The sequence below is a fragment of the Streptomyces sp. NPDC050164 genome, from assembly GCF_044459945.1.
GTDB lineage: Bacteria > Actinomycetota > Actinomycetes > Streptomycetales > Streptomycetaceae > Streptomyces > Streptomyces coeruleorubidus_A.
This window is the reverse complement of the sequence record NZ_JBITJK010000004.1, coordinates 37,776-54,806: the sequence shown is the minus strand read 5'-3', so window position 1 is coordinate 54,806 and position 17,031 is coordinate 37,776. Positions and strand designations below refer to the sequence as shown.

The following is a 17,031-nucleotide window of genomic DNA, read 5'->3' as shown; positions in this document are numbered from 1 at the left end:
TGCTCTCCCTACAGGGCGATGATCGAGGGCTGCGCGAGGCGCAGATCCGCTCCGGTGGCGTGGGTCTTGACGACGCCGTTGACGGACCGGGTCACGGACATCCGCTGTGGGCCGCTGGTCTCGGCGAAGTCGTCCCACGACGCGACGACGGGCAGGGTGTTGGTGTTCGCGGACGACAGCAGCGAGCGGGTGCCGACACTGCCGGCCTGGGTCAGATCGGTGTCGGTCGTCGTCAGCTGCCACGCGATCGGCTCCGGGGTGCCGTGCTGCCACGCTTTCGCGCGCAGTGTGGACCCGGTGACCTGGAGCCGGATCACGAAGCGGCGGCCGGCGGCGTGGGTGAGGCCGGTGGTGTGCTGCACGAGGAAGGTTTCCGTGCCCGCCACTCGCTTGCGCAGGGTGAGGATGACGGCCTGGCTGGTGGAGAACTCCAGCCGCGCGAGGTAGGTGTTGCTGGTGTCGAGCCAGCGGGCGGCCAGGGCGAGGAAGTGCCCGCCGCCGGTCGCCAGTTTGTCGGTGGCGACGCTCGCCGTGAGGTCGACGTCCGCGCCCGGGGCGGGGACGGTCGTGTACCGGGACACGTTGATCGAGCCGAGAGAGACCAGGCCCCGGCCGAGGAACGCGGACCGGACGGCGGTGGCGTACAGCCTGAATGCGTCGGTGCGCTGGCCGCTGTCCCGCATCGCCCGCGAGGTGTCCCCGTCCGGGAAGAAACTCTCGCGCAGGGCGCGGGACATCTCCAGCTGCACGCCCGCGCTACGGGTGTTCTCGTTGCAGATGTTCGACGGGTCCGTTCCGGCGATCTCCGAGGGCGCGGTGATGACGGTGAACCCAGCGGTTTCCAGCCGCTCGGTCACCGCAGCGACCATCTCGGTGTCCAGGCCGCCGATGGCGGTCTCGGCGACGCCGGTGGTGCCGGTGTAGCCGTGGAAGGACAGGGTGCGCCTGGAACCGCCGACCAGCGCCACGCAGTTCGGCTCGTCGAAATTCGTGCTGGTGATGTGCAGATCCCAGTTGCCGGACGGCTTGATGCCGGCGAACTCGTAGTGGTCCATCAGGTTGGTGCCGACCTCGCGGGCCATCTCCCCGGACCCGGCCTCGATGCCGCCGCCGTGGATCGCGATGGACGTCCACGTCGCGCCGGCCACGTCCACGGTGCGGCGCTCGTAGTCCACGCCTTCCGTTTCCGCGGCCGCCAGTTCGGCGTAGTTGGCGTACAGGTCGCCCATCTACCTACTCACCCCCCACGCTGTAGTCGGACGTGCTGCCGCCGGTGGTGGTCCAGGCCTGGCCGGAGTCGGCGGTGCCCCAGCCGGTGGTAACGGTGCGGGTGAAGGTGTCCTGTGCGGCGGTCGTGCAGCTGTGGACTGTCATCACTTCACCTCCGGTTCGGATGTCGAAGGGGCACTCGACTGGGTCGGTGTTCCACAGTGGGCCGTCCGTGACGGTCACGGACAGCACGGTGTCGTCCGTGTCGACGGCTGCGGCGAGCTCGCTGCCGTCGGTGTCTACCTTTCCCAGCACCGGATCGTCGAGGATCCCGACGTTCCACGGGGCGCCGGGCGAGCAGTTGAACGTCACCTCCCAGTGTTCTTGCCCGAGTTCGTGGCGCTTGCCGTCGACGAGCAGGTCGACGTCGCCGAAGCCCACGTACTTGGGCAGGTCGGTGATGCGGATGAGGTCGCCCTCGCCGAGCGCGAGCACGGCCGGGATGAGGTGCGGGGCCTTGTGCAGCATGACCCGGACCTGCGGGTAGCGGGGCCCGTCCACGGTGCCCAGGTGCAGCCGCCAGTAGGCGATCGGCTCGGCCTGGGCGTCGTCGTGTAGGGACAGCGTGACCGAGTCGTCGTACAGGCCGATCCCGTCCGGCGGGTCCTGCACCGACAGCGGGCCGTCCTCGAGGATCGCTCGCGCCTCGGACCCGCCGTCGCGCTGCACGGTGCGGTCGTTACGCACGGCGGTGTCGTCGTCGACGGGCTTGAGCGGGGCCGCCAAGCCCGGTGCCTGGTTGTAGGACAAGACCAGCTTGGGGGTCTGGCTGTACATGCTGGAGCGCTCGCGGAACACCAGGCCGGGCCGGGTGGCGTCTTCCAGCAGCAGGCCGCCATCAGCGTCGGCGGCGGCCTGGAGCAGGTTCAGCAGCGTGTCCGGGGTCTGCGGCCCGACCAGTTCGGTGGTCTCCGGGGCGCCGATGCGGGCCAGCGGCAGGTTCTCCTCGGTCGCCAGGCGGCGCACCCGCTGCCAGGCGGTCTCGCCGGTCCAGGCGGTGACGGCGTTGGTGTAGGCGCTGGTGCCCGCCACGGGCCACACGCTGATGTGCCCGATGGCCATGCCCTGGAGGTCGGCGGCGTAGCCGTTGGGCGGCGACGCCACAGCGGTCGGCCGGCCGACGCTGCCCGCGATCGACGAGCCGAAGTGACCTGCGTCGCCACCGACATCGGTCCAATAGATGTCGTAGTCGATGTTGCTGCCGTTCTGGGCCAGGACGAAGTGCACCAGCACCCACTGGCCGAACAGGTCGCTGCCGGTGGCGATGCTGTGGCTGACGAGGGTGTTGCCGTCGTCGTCGCGGCCGATGAGGTTGGTGCCGTCCGCGCCGGTCTGGATGTACCACTCGGCGATCGTCCCGGTGCCCAGGATCCGCATGAACGTGAAGCGGGAGGCGGGGGCCTGGTCGAGCCGGTACAGCCACTGCACCGCCCACGCCGTCAGAGCCGTGGCGGGGGCGGGAACGCGGCCCATCATCATCGCGGGGTTGCTGCTGGTGGGGGCGAGGGCGGGCAGGGCCTGGCTGCTGGGCAGGCTGTCGGCGCTGGCCCAGTTGGCGCCGGTGAGGGTGAGGGGGGAGACGCCGGCGATGGGGCTGTAGGCGCGGCTGGCGGCGTTGCCTTCCTCCATCGGCCAGTACGCGAGCGGGGAGTAGCTGGGGATGCGGCGGCGCAGCGTGGACTGCAACGCCTTCTTGCCCTGGCCCATGCGGCGCAGGATGCCGGCGCCCTCGATGGACACCCACGCATCCGATTCGTCGGGCTGCCAGTCCTGCGGCCACTCGGGCACCTCGACCACGATCAGGTCGGCGCGGTCGCGGATGACGGCCGTGCCGGACAGCGTCCACGTGCGGCCCGCGGCGTCCACGAAGCTGGGGGCGCCTGCGGCCTGCGCGGTGAAGTCCGGCGCGGCCACGAGCGTGCCGTTGATGCCGTTGCGGACCTCGGCCTTGTACACGCGCCCGGTCAGTGGGAGGCGGTTCGGGGTGACATCGGTCTGGACGGTGGGGGTGATCTCCAGCGGGGCGGTGCCCGGGAACAGGGTCAGCGGCGCCCCGGGCTCGGTGAAGCTGACGATCTCCGTCCAGGGACCGGCCAGGGTGGGGGCCCAGTACAGGCGCACCGTGGCCCCGCCGGCGCCGTTGTCGACGTCGACGGTGCTGCGCAGCGCGGCATGACGCGGCAGCTCGGGAGGAAGGAAGTAGCCCACGAACAGGTTCAGGCCGGCGCCGTAGAAGAAGCTGAAGTACAGGATTCCGTCCTGAACACGCATGTGCCAGGCCCGGTTCCCGCTGGCCCCCCACTTGCCGATCAGGAACGTTGCGCCGGGCGCGTACCAGTCAGCCTCACCTTCCCACCGCACGTCCAGGTCGCCGGTGATGGCGAGGCTGGCGTGGTGGGGGGTGGAGGCTCTGCCGTCTACGGTGCCGTCGAGCTCCAGGTAGGACGTTGTGCCGGGCACGGACAGGCGGCCGCGGGTGTTGCGGCCGATCTTCCCGTACAGGTCCGACTCCGGGTTGCGGGTGGAGTACCGGCCGGACCGGTTGTCGATGGTGATCGACAGGCGGCCCGGGTCGGTCTGCGAGGCGCCGTCCCCGCAGCCGGTCTCCACCTCGATGGTGTCGCGCTCGTAGGTGCGCACCGGAATCCACTCGCCCTCGACGAGCAGCTCAAAGCGCGGGTCGAACCCCACCCCTGCCTCCTCCTACTTGGTGCCGAACAGGGTCTGCACGTCGCCCCCGCGGCTGTTGGTCTGCACGACACGGCGGATGAGCGCCCGGAAGTCAGCCGGGCCCACGACCTCGATGCGCAGCCCAGCTCCCTGGGTAGCCAGCTGGGCGCTGCGGGAGCGGTTGACGCCGGCCATGCCGGGCAGGCCCCGCGTGATCCCTTGCAACTGGTCGTGCAGAGCGGGTGTCTGGGCGGCGATGCCGTCCATGAAGCCGGACATGAGCGCGGCACCGGACGGGGCGAGCAGCCGCAGGTCGACCCGCATCGGGCCCTTCCAGTCCGGCAGCATGTTGGTGATCGAGGACAGCTTGCTGCGCAGCGAGCCGACCATGCCGGAGATGCCGTTGATCAGGCCCTGGATCAGCGCCCGGCCAGCGCCCACCAGGAGCCGGTTGAGGTTGCCGATCGCGGACATGAGCCGACCCGGCAGCCCACGCGCCCACGACACGAGGGCGAGGGCCTTCTGCACGGCTGTGTCACGCATGGCCTGGAAGGCGTTGCTGGCACGCTGCCGCAGGACACCGAGCAGCCCGGCCAGGGCCCGGTTCACGCGGCCCGGCAGCCCGGTGATCCACGCGACCAGTTCCAGCGCCTTGCGGACCGCCCAGTCCTTGGCCTGCCCGAACCAGGCGCCGATCTTCCCGGGGATCCGGGAGAGCCACTCGATACCGGCGAGGATGCCGTTGACCGCGGCCTTGATCTGGGCAACGGCCCAGTTCCAGGCGGCGCTCGTGTACGCCTTGACCGTGTCCCAGTTGGCGATGATCAGCGCGACCAGGCCGATCACGATGCCGATAATCCATCCGACCGGGCCCATCGCGATCAGCCACTGGGCGGCCATCGTCGCCGCCCAGATCACCGCGCGGGCGGCCATGCGCACGAACTGGGCGATGGCGATCGCGGCGGTGCGGATCATCTGCGCGGCGAACCGGGCCATCGCCTTCAGGGCTGCACCCGTCCACGCGGCCGCCGTGCGGGCGGCGTTCGCCACGGCCGAGGCGGCGATGCGGGCACCGGACTTGATGGCGGTCGCCGCCGTGGCGACCCAGCGGCGGGCGACCTGCCCGAGGCGGGAGTTCATCAGGTCCGACGCGGTATCGACCGCCGAGGAGGCGGCCTTGAAGGCCTTGAAGGCGACCACCGCGCCGAGGATGGCGTAGGCAAGAGCCTGCACCGCGGCGGGCGGCAGGCTGTTGATGAACTCGGCCAGGTGCAGCGCGATGACCGCAGTGACCCCGATCAGTGGGGCGAGGGCGGCCAGCACCTTCAGGGCTGCTGAGGCCAGGCTGCCCAGAGTCTGGGCGCCCTGGCGGGCCAGGTCGACGAACTGGGCGAACCCTTCGGAGTTGGACAGGCCCTGGCCCCAGCGGGCGAACGCGGCCGTGGATTCCTCGAACCCGCCGGACATCTCGTCCGACATGGGCAGGAACGCCTTGATCACACCGCCGATCCCCACGGCGATGTTCTTCAGCCCGAACAGCAGAGACTTCAGGTTCTGCCCAGCGACCTTCGCCATCGACTGGGCGAACGACTCCAGGCCCTTGCCCTTGGTGCTGCGGTCGATCTCGTCGACGAACTCACCGAACGCCTTCGACGCTTCCTTGACGAACGGGGTCAGCAGCGGCAGCAGCCGCCGCACGACCTGCAAACCCTTGGTGAACACGGGCATCGTCGTGTCCGACAGGCTGTCGGACCACGACTTGTAGTCCTTCTTCAGCCCGACGAACTCCTTCGCCATGGCCTGCGTGGACTTGGGCAACTGCTTCAGGGCGTCGTTGTATGCCTGCTGCTTCTCGGCTGCGTCCTCGGCGCCGGCGGCCGCGGCCTTCTCTGCCTCCTCGGCGAGGCCGGCGACCTCGGCGACGTCCTGCATCTGCGGGCCGACCGCCAGCTGGAACGCCTTCGCGGCCACGCCCGCGCTCGCGAACGCGGCGGCCATGCCGCCCACACCAGCCGCCACGGCGGCGGCCGCCGGTACGCCGACGCCGAGCCCCGCCACAGCCTTGCCCAGGCCGCCCAGGATTCCCTTGGCGCGGTCGGCACCCTCGCGCAGGGCGTCGGTGTCGATGCCCAGGCGGACCGTCATCGAGGCGAGCGTGGCCACGGCCATCACCCCCTCTACAGGTCGCTATCGAGTTGTGGTGTTGAAGCTGCCGCCCAGGGCGGCGTTCGCCATCTGCGCCATCTGGAACAGCTCTTCCGGGCTCTTGCGGACCTTGGTCCGGTCCCAGCGGGGCATGAAGTCGGCGACGGTGGGGGCGCGCTGCCCCTTGCCGCGGTTCACACCGGCGATGACGGAGGCGATGAGCGCGGCTTGGACGTCGCCGCGGGCGCCGCCCAGCGGGCCGGTGAGCTGTTCGTAGGCACGCCACTCGGCGAGTTCGGCGGAACCGGTCTCGGCGAGCAGGCGGCGCACGGTCATGCCGAGGTGCGCGGCCAGCCGGAAGTAGAACTGTCTGGCCGGCCGCGCCCTCAGTTTCCCGTCAGTTCCTTGACGTCGTCCTCGTTCATCTTGGACAGGCGCATCGCGACGTCGCACACCCGCTGGAGAGCGGTGGCCGACTTCTCACCGAGCCGCTTGACCTCGGCGGCGGAGCGGAACAGCTGCTTGCCGTTCTCGTCCACGATCGTGGCGGCGGCGAGGCGGGCCCGGAAGCCTTCCAGCCCCTCGGCGCGGATGCTCGCGCCGTCCTGGCCGACGAACTGCGACTCGAACTTGTCACGCTCAGTGCCGGGCATCTCCCGCACGCGGACGATGCCGCCCCACTCGGGGACCTTCACGTTCTCGTAGGACAGGTCGTCGGCGCCGAGGATCTGCTCTGCGGACAGGTACGTCGTCATGGGCGTGTGCTCCTCGGTCATGCGCCGGCGGTGATGGTGGGCTTCCCGGACACCTTGAAGGTGACCGTGGCGGACAGCTTGTCGTCGTGCGGGGCCTCGGACTCGAAGCCGGACATGATCGCGGCGAACGCCCAGGAACCGAGCGTCCCCGGAAACATGATCTTGTAGTTGCGGGGGTCCTTGTCCGCGAAGTCGGCGATCAGCTCGTCATGAATGCGGGGGTCGTAGTTCAGCTCGATCTCGACCTCTCCGCCGTCCTTCAGCCCGCCGATGAACTCCCGCCAGGCATCGGGGGAATCGTGGGCGGTGACGTCGTAGGTCTCCCGCTCGATGCCGGGCGGGGTGATGTTCGTGACGTTCGCGAGGTCCTCGAACACCTCGGGTCCAGCACCGTCGCCACGCTGCAGCTTGGTGCCGAACGCGTCCAGACCAGCCATGGGTCTGCCCTCCTTACGCTTTGGTCAGCCACACGCGATAGCTGACGTTGATATGCCGAATGGTCGGGTCGGGGTCGCGCACCTCGGTGTGAAGCCGGTGCGCGATAGACACGTCGGTGAAGCCAGCCACCGTGAGCGGCTGCCGGTCCAGGGCCGCGTCCAGGGCGGCGAGAATGTCGGCGGCCTCCTTGAAGCCGCGGTACTTCGACCACACGTGCAGCACGACGGAGGCCTCCAGGCCGCGCTGGTTGTGGGCATCGTCCACGTTCTCCGTGATGGAGCCGAGCGAGACGTAGGGGTACGGGGCGGGTTCTGGGACCTCGTCGTAGACGCCGGACACGAGGGCTATGAGCGGCGGGTGAGCGCGCGCCTTCTGTACGACCGCCACCTGCAGCGGCCACAGTGCGGCCGTCACTTCGCCTCCCGCTCGATGCCGAAGGCCTTCAGCTCGGGGCTCTCGTCGAGCATCTGCGGGAACTCGTCCTCCATCCGGGACAGGTCCGTGGTCGGCTCCCCGGTGTCCAGGTCCCAGCTGGTGTAGCCGACCAGATGTTCAGTGCCGCGGCTGCCGATCCGCATGTAGACCGGCAGTGTCACCTTGGCGGGCATCGCCATCACCCCCCTCCGATGTGCTGGCGGAACGCGGCGCGGTAGGTGCGCGTGACCTGCCTGCGGTGCTCGTCGAACGCCGGCACCAGATACGGCTGGTCGGGCATGGAGCTGGTGCCCTTCTCCACGTACTCGGCGTACTCCAGTTCCTCCGGGTCCCACACGCCGACCTCCGCGCGGCCGAAGTGCTCGTTCACGCGCTGGTCGAGGGCCTCCCACAGGTTGCCCTTGTCGCGCGGTACCCGGTCCTCGGCGGTGTTCTGGACACCGTCTGCCCACTCGTGCAGCGTCTCGGTGCGGGCCTCGTTCATCGCCTCAGGCACCCGCTCGATGGCGCGCAGTGCCCGTTCCAGACCGTCCAGCCTGATGCGCCGTGCCATGCGTCCTCCTAGGTGTCGGCCTGCTGGCGCATGGTGCAGTCCGCCCGCAGGTAGGTGCCGGGCTCGGACGGCTCGAACACGGCGATGACCTCCAGCACCCGCCCGGGCGGCCGCAGCTCGTCACCGCGCCGCACGTCCGTACCCGGGTCGAGGTACCAGGTCTCATCGAGCTGGGCGCCCGCCTGGTCGGCGGCCTCCCGCTCTCGTGCTCTGGGCTGCGAGCGACGCGCGCGCGGGGTGGCGACCTGCGCCCAGGTGGTCTCCTGGCCGCCGCCTCCGTCGTCGACCGTGCTGGCCCGCCAGACCGGAACAGTGGTGTTGAGCAGGTGCGAGACGACGCTCACCAGGCCACCCCCTTACCGGCTTTCGGGGCCGCGGGCGTAGGGCTCCAGCAGGCTGGTCTCGTAGTCGGTCAGCGCGTCCCCGGCGCGGGTCTTGTCCCAGGTGCCGGACCAGTCGCCGATCGACTCGGAGGCCATACTGCGGGGGTTGACCCAGGCCCGACCGGCGAGCTGGATGCACACCTGTTTCACCGCGGCGGGCACTTGGGCGTAGCCGTGGTCGTAGACCACGCTCACCTCGGCATCGAGCGGCCAGCACGCGGCGAGCCGTCCCCGCCACGTCGGCTCGCCGAGGCGAGTGAGGATGCCGTACCGGTTCCACCGGTAGTCCGTGCCGTTGGTGAGCAGCTCGCCGTCCAAGTGGACGGAGGCCACGGCGGTGACGGGCATCTCGGGCAGGTTGATCAGGCGCCGCCCGTTGCCGACGAGTTCGACGGTGTCGCCGGCGACGGCGTCGATGTGCTGCCGCAGCGCGGCCCGCACGATGACCTCGGCCTCGCCGAGCCCAGCGGCGGCCTGGGCGGCGTCGATGGCATCAAGGCGGAGGTGAAGCCGCAGGTCCTCCGGTGTGGCCCATGGTGACGCCACGGCTTACCTCCCTCATTCGCTGGTGCCGGCGTCCGGCTCGGCGGGCGGAGCGCCGCCCGTGCCGGACGGCTTGGGCTTGGCGGATGCGGTGCGCGGTGCCCGCCGGGTGGCGGTGCGCTTGGCTGCCGTTTTGCCCGACTCGCGGGCGTGACCGGCAGCGACCCACGCACGGGCCAGGTCATCGTCGACGGTGACGACCTGGCCCGTGCGGTAGCGGTTGCCCGTCCCGTCCGAGACGGACGGAACGGCGGTGATCTCGATACGCATCAGGCGGCCGGGTGGGCGAGGATGCGCAGGGCGTCCGGGCGGACGACGTCGCCGCCGACCCGCATCCGGATCTTCCAGCCGATCATGCCGTCCTCGGCGTACAGCTGGTCCAGGACCTTCACGGTCATGCCCTGCCGGTCGTAGATGCGGTATCCGGCGTTGAAGTCGCCGAACGCCACCGACCGAGCGGACGCGGCCACCGAGGCGATGTCCTCCTGGTTCTCCAGCATGTAGCCGAGGAACGTGTTCGGGCGGCCGGCCTGGTTGGACGGCTGCCACAGGTACTGCCCGTTCAGGTCCTTCAGCACAGAGATGGCCAGCTCGGTCGTGGACGACATCGCGAAGCGGCCGTTACGGCGGTACTGCGCGGGCACCGCGTAGATCAGCTTCTTCATGTCGTCGACCGAGATGGCCGCAGCAGCCGCGGCGGCCACGGTGGACACACCGCCGCCAGCGGTCATGAACCCGACCGGCTGCTGGCTGGCGTGCCCGGTGCCGATGGTGAACGCGGTGTCCTCGGCCTCACCCACGGCGCGGCTGAAGCTGTCGCGGACGAACGCCTCCAGGTTCACGTCGGAGTCGTCCAGCTCGTCCTCGCCGATCTTCGCCAGACCGTAGAGGTCCTCGACGTAGGTGAACTCCTCGGTCGGGGTGTCCGGCATCGAGTCGGTCAGGGGGGTGCCGGTTTCCAGCTTGCCCCAGCCGACGGTCACCTCGTCCAGGCTCCGCCTGCGGACCCGGTTGGAGGTGGTGGGCCGGGAGCTGGCCATGCTGCGCACCACGGTCAGCGCGGGCAGGGCCCGGATGATCTCGGTCTCCAGGTCCTCGGGCACGAGGATCTCGCCGGCCGCGTTCTCCACGAGGGCGCGCTGCTCGGGCGCCATGCGCGGCAGGCCCCGGCGCAGGGCCTGGAAGAACGCCGACCGGCGCTCCTGGGCGCGCTGCTCGTCGGTACCGCGGCCGCCGTCGTCGGGGCGGCCCGAGCCGCGGCCGATCGGCTCGGCCATCTGTGCGGCCCGCTGCTCCTCGGCCTCCAGGCGCTGGATGCGCTCGGTCAGCGAGCGGAAGTCCTCCTCGTGCCGGTCGTAGGACTGGCGCTCTTCGCCGTTCAGGCCGCGGTTCTCGGTCTCGGCTCGTTCGGTGATGGACCGCATCGACTCAACGACGCCGGCCCGCTGCTGCCGCAGCTCCACGCTGGTGGGCATGGGGGATCTCCTCACATGGGTGAAGGGTGGGATGGTCCCGGGCCGGACGGCCGGGAAGACCAGGGGTTACAGCTGGGCGAGCATCTCCAGCTCGTGCAGCCGGTGACGGGCCCGCTCGGCGGGGTAGCCGGCCTCGGGCAGGGAGCGGGCGTCGGCGGCCTCCAGCAGCGCGTCCAACGCGTCACGGGCGTCCTGCACCAGCTGCCGGTTCGAGGCGGACAGGACCTTGCCCGCACGCATCTCCGCGAGCGCACGCGTGACCTGCTCGGTGTCCGGGGCCTTAAGCGGCCCGAGCTGCCGGGCGGCGGCCGATCGGAGCTCCGCCGAGGTCGCGGCGAACGCCGGGTACGTCACCACGGAGACGTCGCCGCCGTCGAGGTCGATGCCGAACACCTCGTGCGTGTTGCCCGACCAGCCGTCGGCGGTGACCCAGAACCCGAACGACATCTGCGTGATGTCGCCGCGCTCCAGCGACACGGCCAGGTCACGGGCGTAGGACACGTCGGCCATCCGGGCGTCGACATCCACGCCTTCGTCGGGAGACTCGGACAGGCCGGCGGTCCCGGATGCGGTGCGCGCCAGCAGCAGGTTCGGGTCGTGGTTGATCAGGAACCGGACGTCTGGGTCGTTGGCCAAGGTGCGCGTCGCGGCGCCGGGCATGATTCGCTCGCGCCAGCCGCCCATGTCCTCCGACAGGGAGTTGTAGACGATGGCGCGGCCGTGGAACTCCAGACGGCCGGTCTTCTCGTCAGCCCGCGTGATCCGCAGGCCCTCAAGCGGGAAGGCCCGCACCTCGCGTGTGCGCACGACGGCGCCTCCTCACAGGTTGAATTGCAGTCGGCAGGTACACCCGGCGATCTCATCCACGCCGAGCAGGTAGTCGTGCGGCCAACGGCCCTGATGGGTGCCGACGGTGAACATCTCCCGCAGGCCGACGGTCTGCCCGTCAGCGTCCGCGTGGGTGGGCCGCGGGTTGGGGTCCCACACCCGCCACGTCTTGGTGCGGGCACCGGCCTGCTTGGCTCCCTCGTGGGCACCGAAGTTGGACAGGTAGTTCACGCGCGCCTGGGCCAGCACGCGGGAGCGGGCCTCGGTCATCCGCCCGAACATCGCCTGCACGTCGGCGGGCGCGTTGGAGACGGTGAACTGGTGCGCCAGCTCCCGGCGGGTGGTGGCGTTGATGTTCGCCGCCGTGGCCGCCGCACCGGCCGCCAGCACCGACAGGGTCTGCTCCGCAGCGAACGCACCGCCGAGAGTGGCGGCAGTCGAGGCGCCGACCTCGGCGACCACGCCACGCGCGAGCAGCAGCAGGATCGCGGTCAGTTCCTCGTTCTCCGCGGCCTCGTCGATGATCTCCTCGGCTGTGGCGTCCGGCCGCAGGTTCAGCTCGGCCACCACTCGCTCGCCCTGCGCGGCGAAGTACTCGGCGATCTGCTCGTGGTGGCGCTGCACCCAGGCGGGCAGCTCCTCCAGCGACGGGGACTCCGCCGTCTCCGCGCGCAATTGCGGGCGGCGGGGCAGGGCACGCTGCTGGGTCGGGGCCGGGCTGCCGGCGGGCACCATGTTCAGCGGCTGAAGGTACTCGTCGCCGCCCTCGATCGGTGGCTCGTCCTCCTTGGCGCGGATCTCGTTGACGGACATCCAGCCCCACTGACGGGCCTGCGCGTAGCCGCTGAAGCGCTGAGCGGTGTCACCGCGCAGCAGCGCGTCCGGGTTGAACTTCATGTAGACGTCGGGGTCGCCGAGCAGCTGCCGGGCGGTGCGCTCCATGCGGGTCAGCCACGGCATCAGGGAGTAAATGACGTAGCCGAGGGACTGCTGCTCGATCCCGGAGCCCCACGACGTGGACCGCTCCACATCGCCGATCATGTGCGGCGGCACCCCGAAGATGCCCGCGATCTCCGTGCGGGTGAGCTTGTACACCTCCAGGAACTGCGCGTCCGCCGGGGACAGCGTGGTCTTGTCCCACTTCGCGCCGCCCTCCATCACGGCCAGGCGGTGCGACTTGTCGAACCCCTCGTGCAGGTCCTGCCACTGTCGCGTGAGGCGCTCGTACTGCCTGTCGTCGAGCTTGCCCGGCACCGACACGACGCCACCTGGGGAGGCGTCGCGGGCGAAGAACCCGCCGATGTAGGAGGTGGCCGCAAAGCCGGTACCGACAGCCTGACGGGCCATGCCGATCGGCGACAGACCCTCGACGCCGCCGATGCCGAAGCTGCGGAAGTGCAGCAGGTTCTCGGCCCGGACCAGGCCGCCCTCCTCACGGATCGGCGCCCACTCGTCATCCGCCAGGTCGACCTTGTAGACCAGCTCGCCGGTCTCCTTCACCCGGCGCGGCTCCACACTCGTCCACGCGATCGGCCACAGCCCGGCCGGAAGGCCGCCCCCGGAGCGCTCCACGTAGGCGGCGGCGTTACCGCGCAGCAGCATCCACCCCAGAACCTGCGCCCAGAACTCCCCGGCGGACAGCTGCGGGTTGGCCTCGTAGGTGAGCAGCGGCGCCACCGGGTGCTCGTCGAACGGCACGCGCGAGGCGCCCTGCCGCTGGAACACACCGGTCGGCAGCATGCTCCCGGTCTCCGCCAGCAGCCGGATGCACGAGTAGACGGCGGCCACCTGAAGCGCACGCTCGGGCGTGACCGTGACGTCCGCAGCGGTCGAGGATCCGGTCAGGGGCGGCAGGCTCTTACGGCCGCGTTCCTGGCGGCCGCGACGGTCGAACAGACGGCGAACGGCTGGCATCAGCCCTTACCTCCCGTCGCGTTACCCAGAACCAGCAGCACCCCGGCCACCGGGATGAGCGCGAGCCCGGCCCCGAGGGCACCCGCTACAGCGGCCCCGACCAGGACCAGCCCGGCCGTCCCCGCGGCCAAGCCGCACGCCTCGTACACCCACTGCATCCGCTCGTCCACCAGGCCCCCTTTATCGTCGTGGTCAGGCGCCGATGATGCGGATGTTCGGCTCCGGCTCTTCTTCCGGCTCGACCCGGGCAAGGTGCATCGCCAGCGCGTTCAGCCCGGAGGCCACGCCGTCGATGCGCTTACTGGACGTCTGCCGGTCGGGCTTGACCGGCTTCACGTAGCCGTCCGTGTTGGTCTTCAGCCCCACGCAGTCGATGTGCCAGCGCAGGATCGGATGTCCGCCGTGCGCGATCCGCTGGGACAGCACGAGCCGCTCCAGCTGCTGGCACGGCTGGTTCAGCCCTGCGTAGCCCTGCGAGACCTGCTCCATCTCCAGCCCAGCATCGGCCAGTTCCTTCACCGTCTCGGTGGCGTTCCACCGGTCGTAGCCGACGGCGAGGATCTCGAAGCGCTCCGCCAGGCCGTCGATCAGTTCCCGCACGGCGCGGTAGTCGACCACGTTGCCCTCCGTCAGCCGCAGCGCCGGACCGGCGTGCGCCGCAGTCTCCGCCCACCGGTCCAGCGGCACCTTCGTGCGCCGCGTCAGCTCCTTGATGCGGTCCTCCGGCAGCCAGAAGAACGGCACCCAGATGTGAGGCTCGTTCGGGTCCTCCGGATCCTGGGGCGGGAACCACAGGCTGAAGGACGTCATGTCCGTGGTGCTGGACAGGTCCAGCCCGCCGTAGCACTGCCGTCCCTCGAGGGCCGACAGCTCCACCGGGATCGGCACGCCCGAGCTGGTGCGCGCCGAGGCGTCCCAGTCCTCCATGCGCAGCCACCGGGTGGTTTGCTTCGTGCGGACGTTCAGGTGCAGCCGCAGGTAGCGGTTGAGCTGCTGCGGCGAACGCTGCGCCTGCGCGGCCTTCCCCGCGAGGTAGTCGGCGAGCACCGTCACCCCGTAGCCGGGGTTCGCGGTGCGCAGGGTCTCCTCGGCGAACGGGTCGAAGTCCTCGGCGGACTCGTCCGCGCCGAACACCACACCCCACACGGTCGGGTCCTCGGCGTGCCCGCCGGCCAGGGCCTCGATCTCCTCGCGCTTCGTCGCGTAGATCGAGCCGGTCTCCGCGCCGTCGTCCGCCGTGGTGATGAACACGATCAGCGGCTGGGTACGCGAGCCGGTGCCCGTCTCCAGGGCGTCCACGACGTCCGGGTTCTTGTGGACGTGGACCTCGTCGATCACGCCGCCGTGAACGTTCAGGCCGTGCGCACGCAGCCCCTCCGAGGACAGGGCCCGGAAGATGGAGTGCGTGACCGGGTGCTCCAGCAGCTTGCGCTGAATACCCCGACGGCCCAGCTTCCGCTTCAGCGGCGGCGAGCCCGACGCCATGTTCGCGGCCGCGCGGAAGACGATGTTCGCCTGGTCCCGGTCACCGGCCGCCGCGTACACCTCGGCGCCGGCCTCCCGGTCCGCAGCGAACAGGTACAGGCCCAGGCCCGAGCAGATGGTGGACTTGCCGTTCTTGCGGGGGATCTCGAACCAGACGGTACGGATCACCCGATAGCCGTCGGGCCGCTTCAGCCCGAACACCGGCGCGATCAGGTAGCGCACCTGCCAGTCCAGCAGCCGGAACTCACGCCCGGCGTGACGTCCGATCAACTGCTTCAGCAGCAGGAAGAACTTCAGGACCCGCTCGACCGCTTCCGGGTCGAACCACGTTCCCGGCGGGGACGGGAGAGGCGTACACAGCAGCGGCCGGCGTCCCTCGGCGAGCCACTCGGTGCCCTGCACCAGGCCCTCGTCGACCCACCGCGTCACCGCGTCGTCGATTTCGCGCGTCAACTGCACGCGCCGTGCTGCCTCAGTCGAGGATGCCGTCCCCCGGGTCATCATCGTCACCCTCCGGCTTCACCGAGCGGAGGCGGGCGTTGGGCGTGATGAACAGCTCCTTCGCCAGGGCCGCAACCGTGGTCGCTGCCTCCCGCCAGATCTGCCACGCCGGGTTCTTCGCCGGGCCGTTGCCCGCCCGCCGCTCCGCCACCAGGTCATCGCCTTGCAGCAGCCGTTCGGCCGCCACGAACTTGGACCAGGCCGAGCAGTAGGTGGCCAGCGCGGCACGGTCCACCTTCGCCAGCACGCCGAGCCGGTCGAGGTCGGGCACGATCCGCTCCCACTCCGCGCGGGCCTCGTCGTCCAACCAGTCCGGCACGTCCGGCACGCCGGGCGAGGCGGTCACGCGGGCGGGCGTAGGCCGGCCGCCAGGGTTGCCGCGGAGGGCACGGACGTTGTCGGGCTGGCCGACCGGACCACGGGTACCCATGATCACCCCCAGGGCATGTCACGCATAGTGAGCGGCGGTTACAGGATCCTCAGAAAACCGGCTGAAACTGGCGGTCACGCGCGAATCGCCCCCGCCTGCGTTCGAAACCCTCCCCGGCGGGAAGATCCACATCCCCCCTGGGGGTGCGATCACGTCGCCGGGGTCATCTGGTCTGCGCGGTAGACGCGCCACCAGGACTCGATCGCTTCAATCGTATCGCCTGGCCGGCCGTCGCGGCGAGCACGGCGCACGCATTCGTCCTCGGGGATGGCCAGCAGCACGACGTTGGCGCCGGGGGCGAGCCGCTCGCGGTCTGCGTGGCGTGGTGCGGTCGCGATGACCCAGACCGCGTTGAGGTTGTGGGCGCGGTCGAGGCGGGCGAGGACGGCGTCTCTCGCTTCGGCGATGAAGGGCCTTAGGGCGGCGGGGTGTTCGTGGCCGTGGGGTGAGCCGAGGGCGACAGCGAGCGCGTCCCAGTCGACGACGAGGTCTCCGGGCTCGGCGTGCTCGCGTACCCATGTGGTCTTGCCGGAGCAGGGCGGCCCGCACACCAGGGTGACGCGGGCGGTGTGCTGAAGGCGTCGGCCTCCGTCGGCGAAGCCGGTCTCCCGGGCGGTCTTGGCGTCGTGGCAGGGCTTGCACATGGCCTGGAGGTTGGCCCGGTCGAACGCGAGCTGCTCGTTGCCGCGGTGGGGTCGGATGTGGTCGACGACAGTGGGCGGCCGGCCGCAGCTCGCGCGGCACAGTGGCTCTTCGGACAGGACCTGGTCGCGGAGGAGGGCCCATCGTGGGTCGTCGTAGACCCAGCGCCAGGCGGCTGCGGTCTGCCGGGCCTTGCGCCGGTGGGCTGGGGTGGTGGCCATGGTCAGCTCTTGCGGATCATTCGGCGGACGAAGTCTTTGATGTCGGTGCCGATGCCGACGAGGCGGACGTCGACCTTGAGTGGTTCGCGGGGGCCGTCGATCCATGGGCTTTGGCCGCGGCCGGGGTGTTCGGTGGCGGTCTGGATGGCTTCGGCGCGGTCGACGAAGCCTGTGGTGGTTCCGCAGGTGCAGACGAAGCAGGCACGGCTGGTGGCTTCGTAGCAGGCCCAGCCGTCTTCCGGCGGTGCCTCTCGCAGTTCGACGACGATCTGCGGGCTGTGCATCGCGGGCCTCCCGGACATGACGAAGGCCCCACTGGTGGGCGGGGCCTCAGGTGTCTGTGG

At 70.5% G+C, this 17,031-nt stretch carries 20 protein-coding genes; all 20 read right to left on the bottom strand.

Annotated elements, in window-relative coordinates:
* Positions 1–8 precede the first annotated feature (8 nt).
* The gene (locus tag ACIBNA_RS08040) at positions 9–1,229 is read right to left on the bottom strand and encodes a poly-gamma-glutamate hydrolase family protein (protein WP_399164414.1); all 1,221 of its coding nucleotides are present in this window, start codon (positions 1,227–1,229) and stop codon (positions 9–11) included.
* Between the two features lie 4 nt (positions 1,230–1,233).
* Complete coding sequence (locus tag ACIBNA_RS08035; RefSeq protein ID WP_399164413.1) at positions 1,234–3,960, bottom strand: hypothetical protein; 2,727 nt, start codon at positions 3,958–3,960, stop codon at positions 1,234–1,236.
* A 12-nt stretch (positions 3,961–3,972) separates the two neighbouring features.
* A complete protein-coding gene (locus ACIBNA_RS08030) occupies positions 3,973–6,102 on the bottom strand; it encodes a hypothetical protein (RefSeq protein ID WP_399164412.1) in 2,130 nt (709 codons plus the stop codon).
* 24 nt (positions 6,103–6,126) lie between these two features.
* Positions 6,127–6,420: a DUF4035 domain-containing protein gene (locus ACIBNA_RS08025; RefSeq protein WP_399164411.1), complete on the bottom strand. Its 294-nt coding sequence runs from the start codon at positions 6,418–6,420 to the stop codon at positions 6,127–6,129.
* 50 nt (positions 6,421–6,470) lie between these two features.
* Positions 6,471–6,860, bottom strand: coding sequence for a hypothetical protein (locus ACIBNA_RS08020; RefSeq protein WP_399164410.1), 390 nt, complete (start codon positions 6,858–6,860; stop codon positions 6,471–6,473).
* Positions 6,857–7,276, bottom strand: a complete 420-nt coding sequence (locus ACIBNA_RS08015) for a phage tail tube protein (protein WP_399164409.1) — start codon at positions 7,274–7,276, stop codon at positions 6,857–6,859. Before ACIBNA_RS08015 ends, ACIBNA_RS08020 begins: the two co-directional genes overlap by 4 nt.
* A gap of 13 nt (positions 7,277–7,289) precedes the next feature.
* Positions 7,290–7,691, bottom strand: coding sequence for a DUF3168 domain-containing protein (locus ACIBNA_RS08010; protein WP_399164408.1), 402 nt, complete (start codon positions 7,689–7,691; stop codon positions 7,290–7,292).
* The gene (locus ACIBNA_RS08005) at positions 7,688–7,885 is read right to left on the bottom strand and encodes a hypothetical protein (RefSeq protein WP_399164407.1); all 198 of its coding nucleotides are present in this window, start codon (positions 7,883–7,885) and stop codon (positions 7,688–7,690) included. Before ACIBNA_RS08005 ends, ACIBNA_RS08010 begins: the two co-directional genes overlap by 4 nt.
* Positions 7,886–7,890: 5 nt before the next feature.
* Positions 7,891–8,265 carry an HK97-gp10 family putative phage morphogenesis protein gene (locus tag ACIBNA_RS08000; RefSeq protein WP_399164406.1) on the bottom strand — a complete coding sequence of 125 codons (375 nt, stop codon included), beginning with the start codon at positions 8,263–8,265 and terminating at the stop codon, positions 7,891–7,893.
* An 8-nt stretch (positions 8,266–8,273) separates the two neighbouring features.
* Positions 8,274–8,609: a head-tail adaptor protein gene (locus ACIBNA_RS07995; RefSeq protein WP_399164405.1), complete on the bottom strand. Its 336-nt coding sequence runs from the start codon at positions 8,607–8,609 to the stop codon at positions 8,274–8,276.
* Between the two features lie 12 nt (positions 8,610–8,621).
* Positions 8,622–9,194, bottom strand: a complete 573-nt coding sequence (locus ACIBNA_RS07990; RefSeq protein WP_399164404.1) for a hypothetical protein — start codon at positions 9,192–9,194, stop codon at positions 8,622–8,624.
* Between the two features lie 12 nt (positions 9,195–9,206).
* Positions 9,207–9,461 carry a hypothetical protein gene (locus ACIBNA_RS07985; RefSeq protein WP_399164403.1) on the bottom strand — a complete coding sequence of 85 codons (255 nt, stop codon included), beginning with the start codon at positions 9,459–9,461 and terminating at the stop codon, positions 9,207–9,209.
* Positions 9,461–10,666, bottom strand: a complete 1,206-nt coding sequence (locus tag ACIBNA_RS07980) for a phage major capsid protein (RefSeq protein WP_399164402.1) — start codon at positions 10,664–10,666, stop codon at positions 9,461–9,463. The genes ACIBNA_RS07985 and ACIBNA_RS07980 overlap by 1 nt, the downstream gene beginning before the upstream one ends.
* A 66-nt stretch (positions 10,667–10,732) precedes the next feature.
* Positions 10,733–11,473 carry an HK97 family phage prohead protease gene (locus ACIBNA_RS07975; RefSeq protein WP_399164401.1) on the bottom strand — a complete coding sequence of 247 codons (741 nt, stop codon included), beginning with the start codon at positions 11,471–11,473 and terminating at the stop codon, positions 10,733–10,735.
* A 12-nt stretch (positions 11,474–11,485) separates the two neighbouring features.
* Positions 11,486–13,408 carry a phage portal protein gene (locus ACIBNA_RS07970; RefSeq protein WP_399164400.1) on the bottom strand — a complete coding sequence of 641 codons (1,923 nt, stop codon included), beginning with the start codon at positions 13,406–13,408 and terminating at the stop codon, positions 11,486–11,488.
* Positions 13,408–13,578 (bottom strand): hypothetical protein, encoded by a 171-nt coding sequence (locus ACIBNA_RS07965; protein ID WP_399164399.1) that lies wholly within the window; start codon positions 13,576–13,578, stop codon positions 13,408–13,410. The genes ACIBNA_RS07970 and ACIBNA_RS07965 overlap by 1 nt, the downstream gene beginning before the upstream one ends.
* Before the next feature lie 22 nt (positions 13,579–13,600).
* Positions 13,601–15,352 (bottom strand): terminase large subunit, encoded by a 1,752-nt coding sequence (locus ACIBNA_RS07960; protein ID WP_399164398.1) that lies wholly within the window; start codon positions 15,350–15,352, stop codon positions 13,601–13,603.
* Positions 15,353–15,365: 13 nt separating this feature from the next.
* Positions 15,366–15,740 (bottom strand): phage terminase small subunit P27 family, encoded by a 375-nt coding sequence (locus tag ACIBNA_RS07955; protein WP_399164397.1) that lies wholly within the window; start codon positions 15,738–15,740, stop codon positions 15,366–15,368.
* Between the two features lie 233 nt (positions 15,741–15,973).
* A complete protein-coding gene (locus ACIBNA_RS07950; protein WP_399164396.1) occupies positions 15,974–16,687 on the bottom strand; it encodes an AAA family ATPase in 714 nt (237 codons plus the stop codon).
* A 2-nt stretch (positions 16,688–16,689) separates the two neighbouring features.
* Complete coding sequence (locus tag ACIBNA_RS07945) at positions 16,690–16,971, bottom strand: hypothetical protein (protein WP_399164395.1); 282 nt, start codon at positions 16,969–16,971, stop codon at positions 16,690–16,692.
* Between the last annotated feature and the right edge of the window lie 60 nt (positions 16,972–17,031).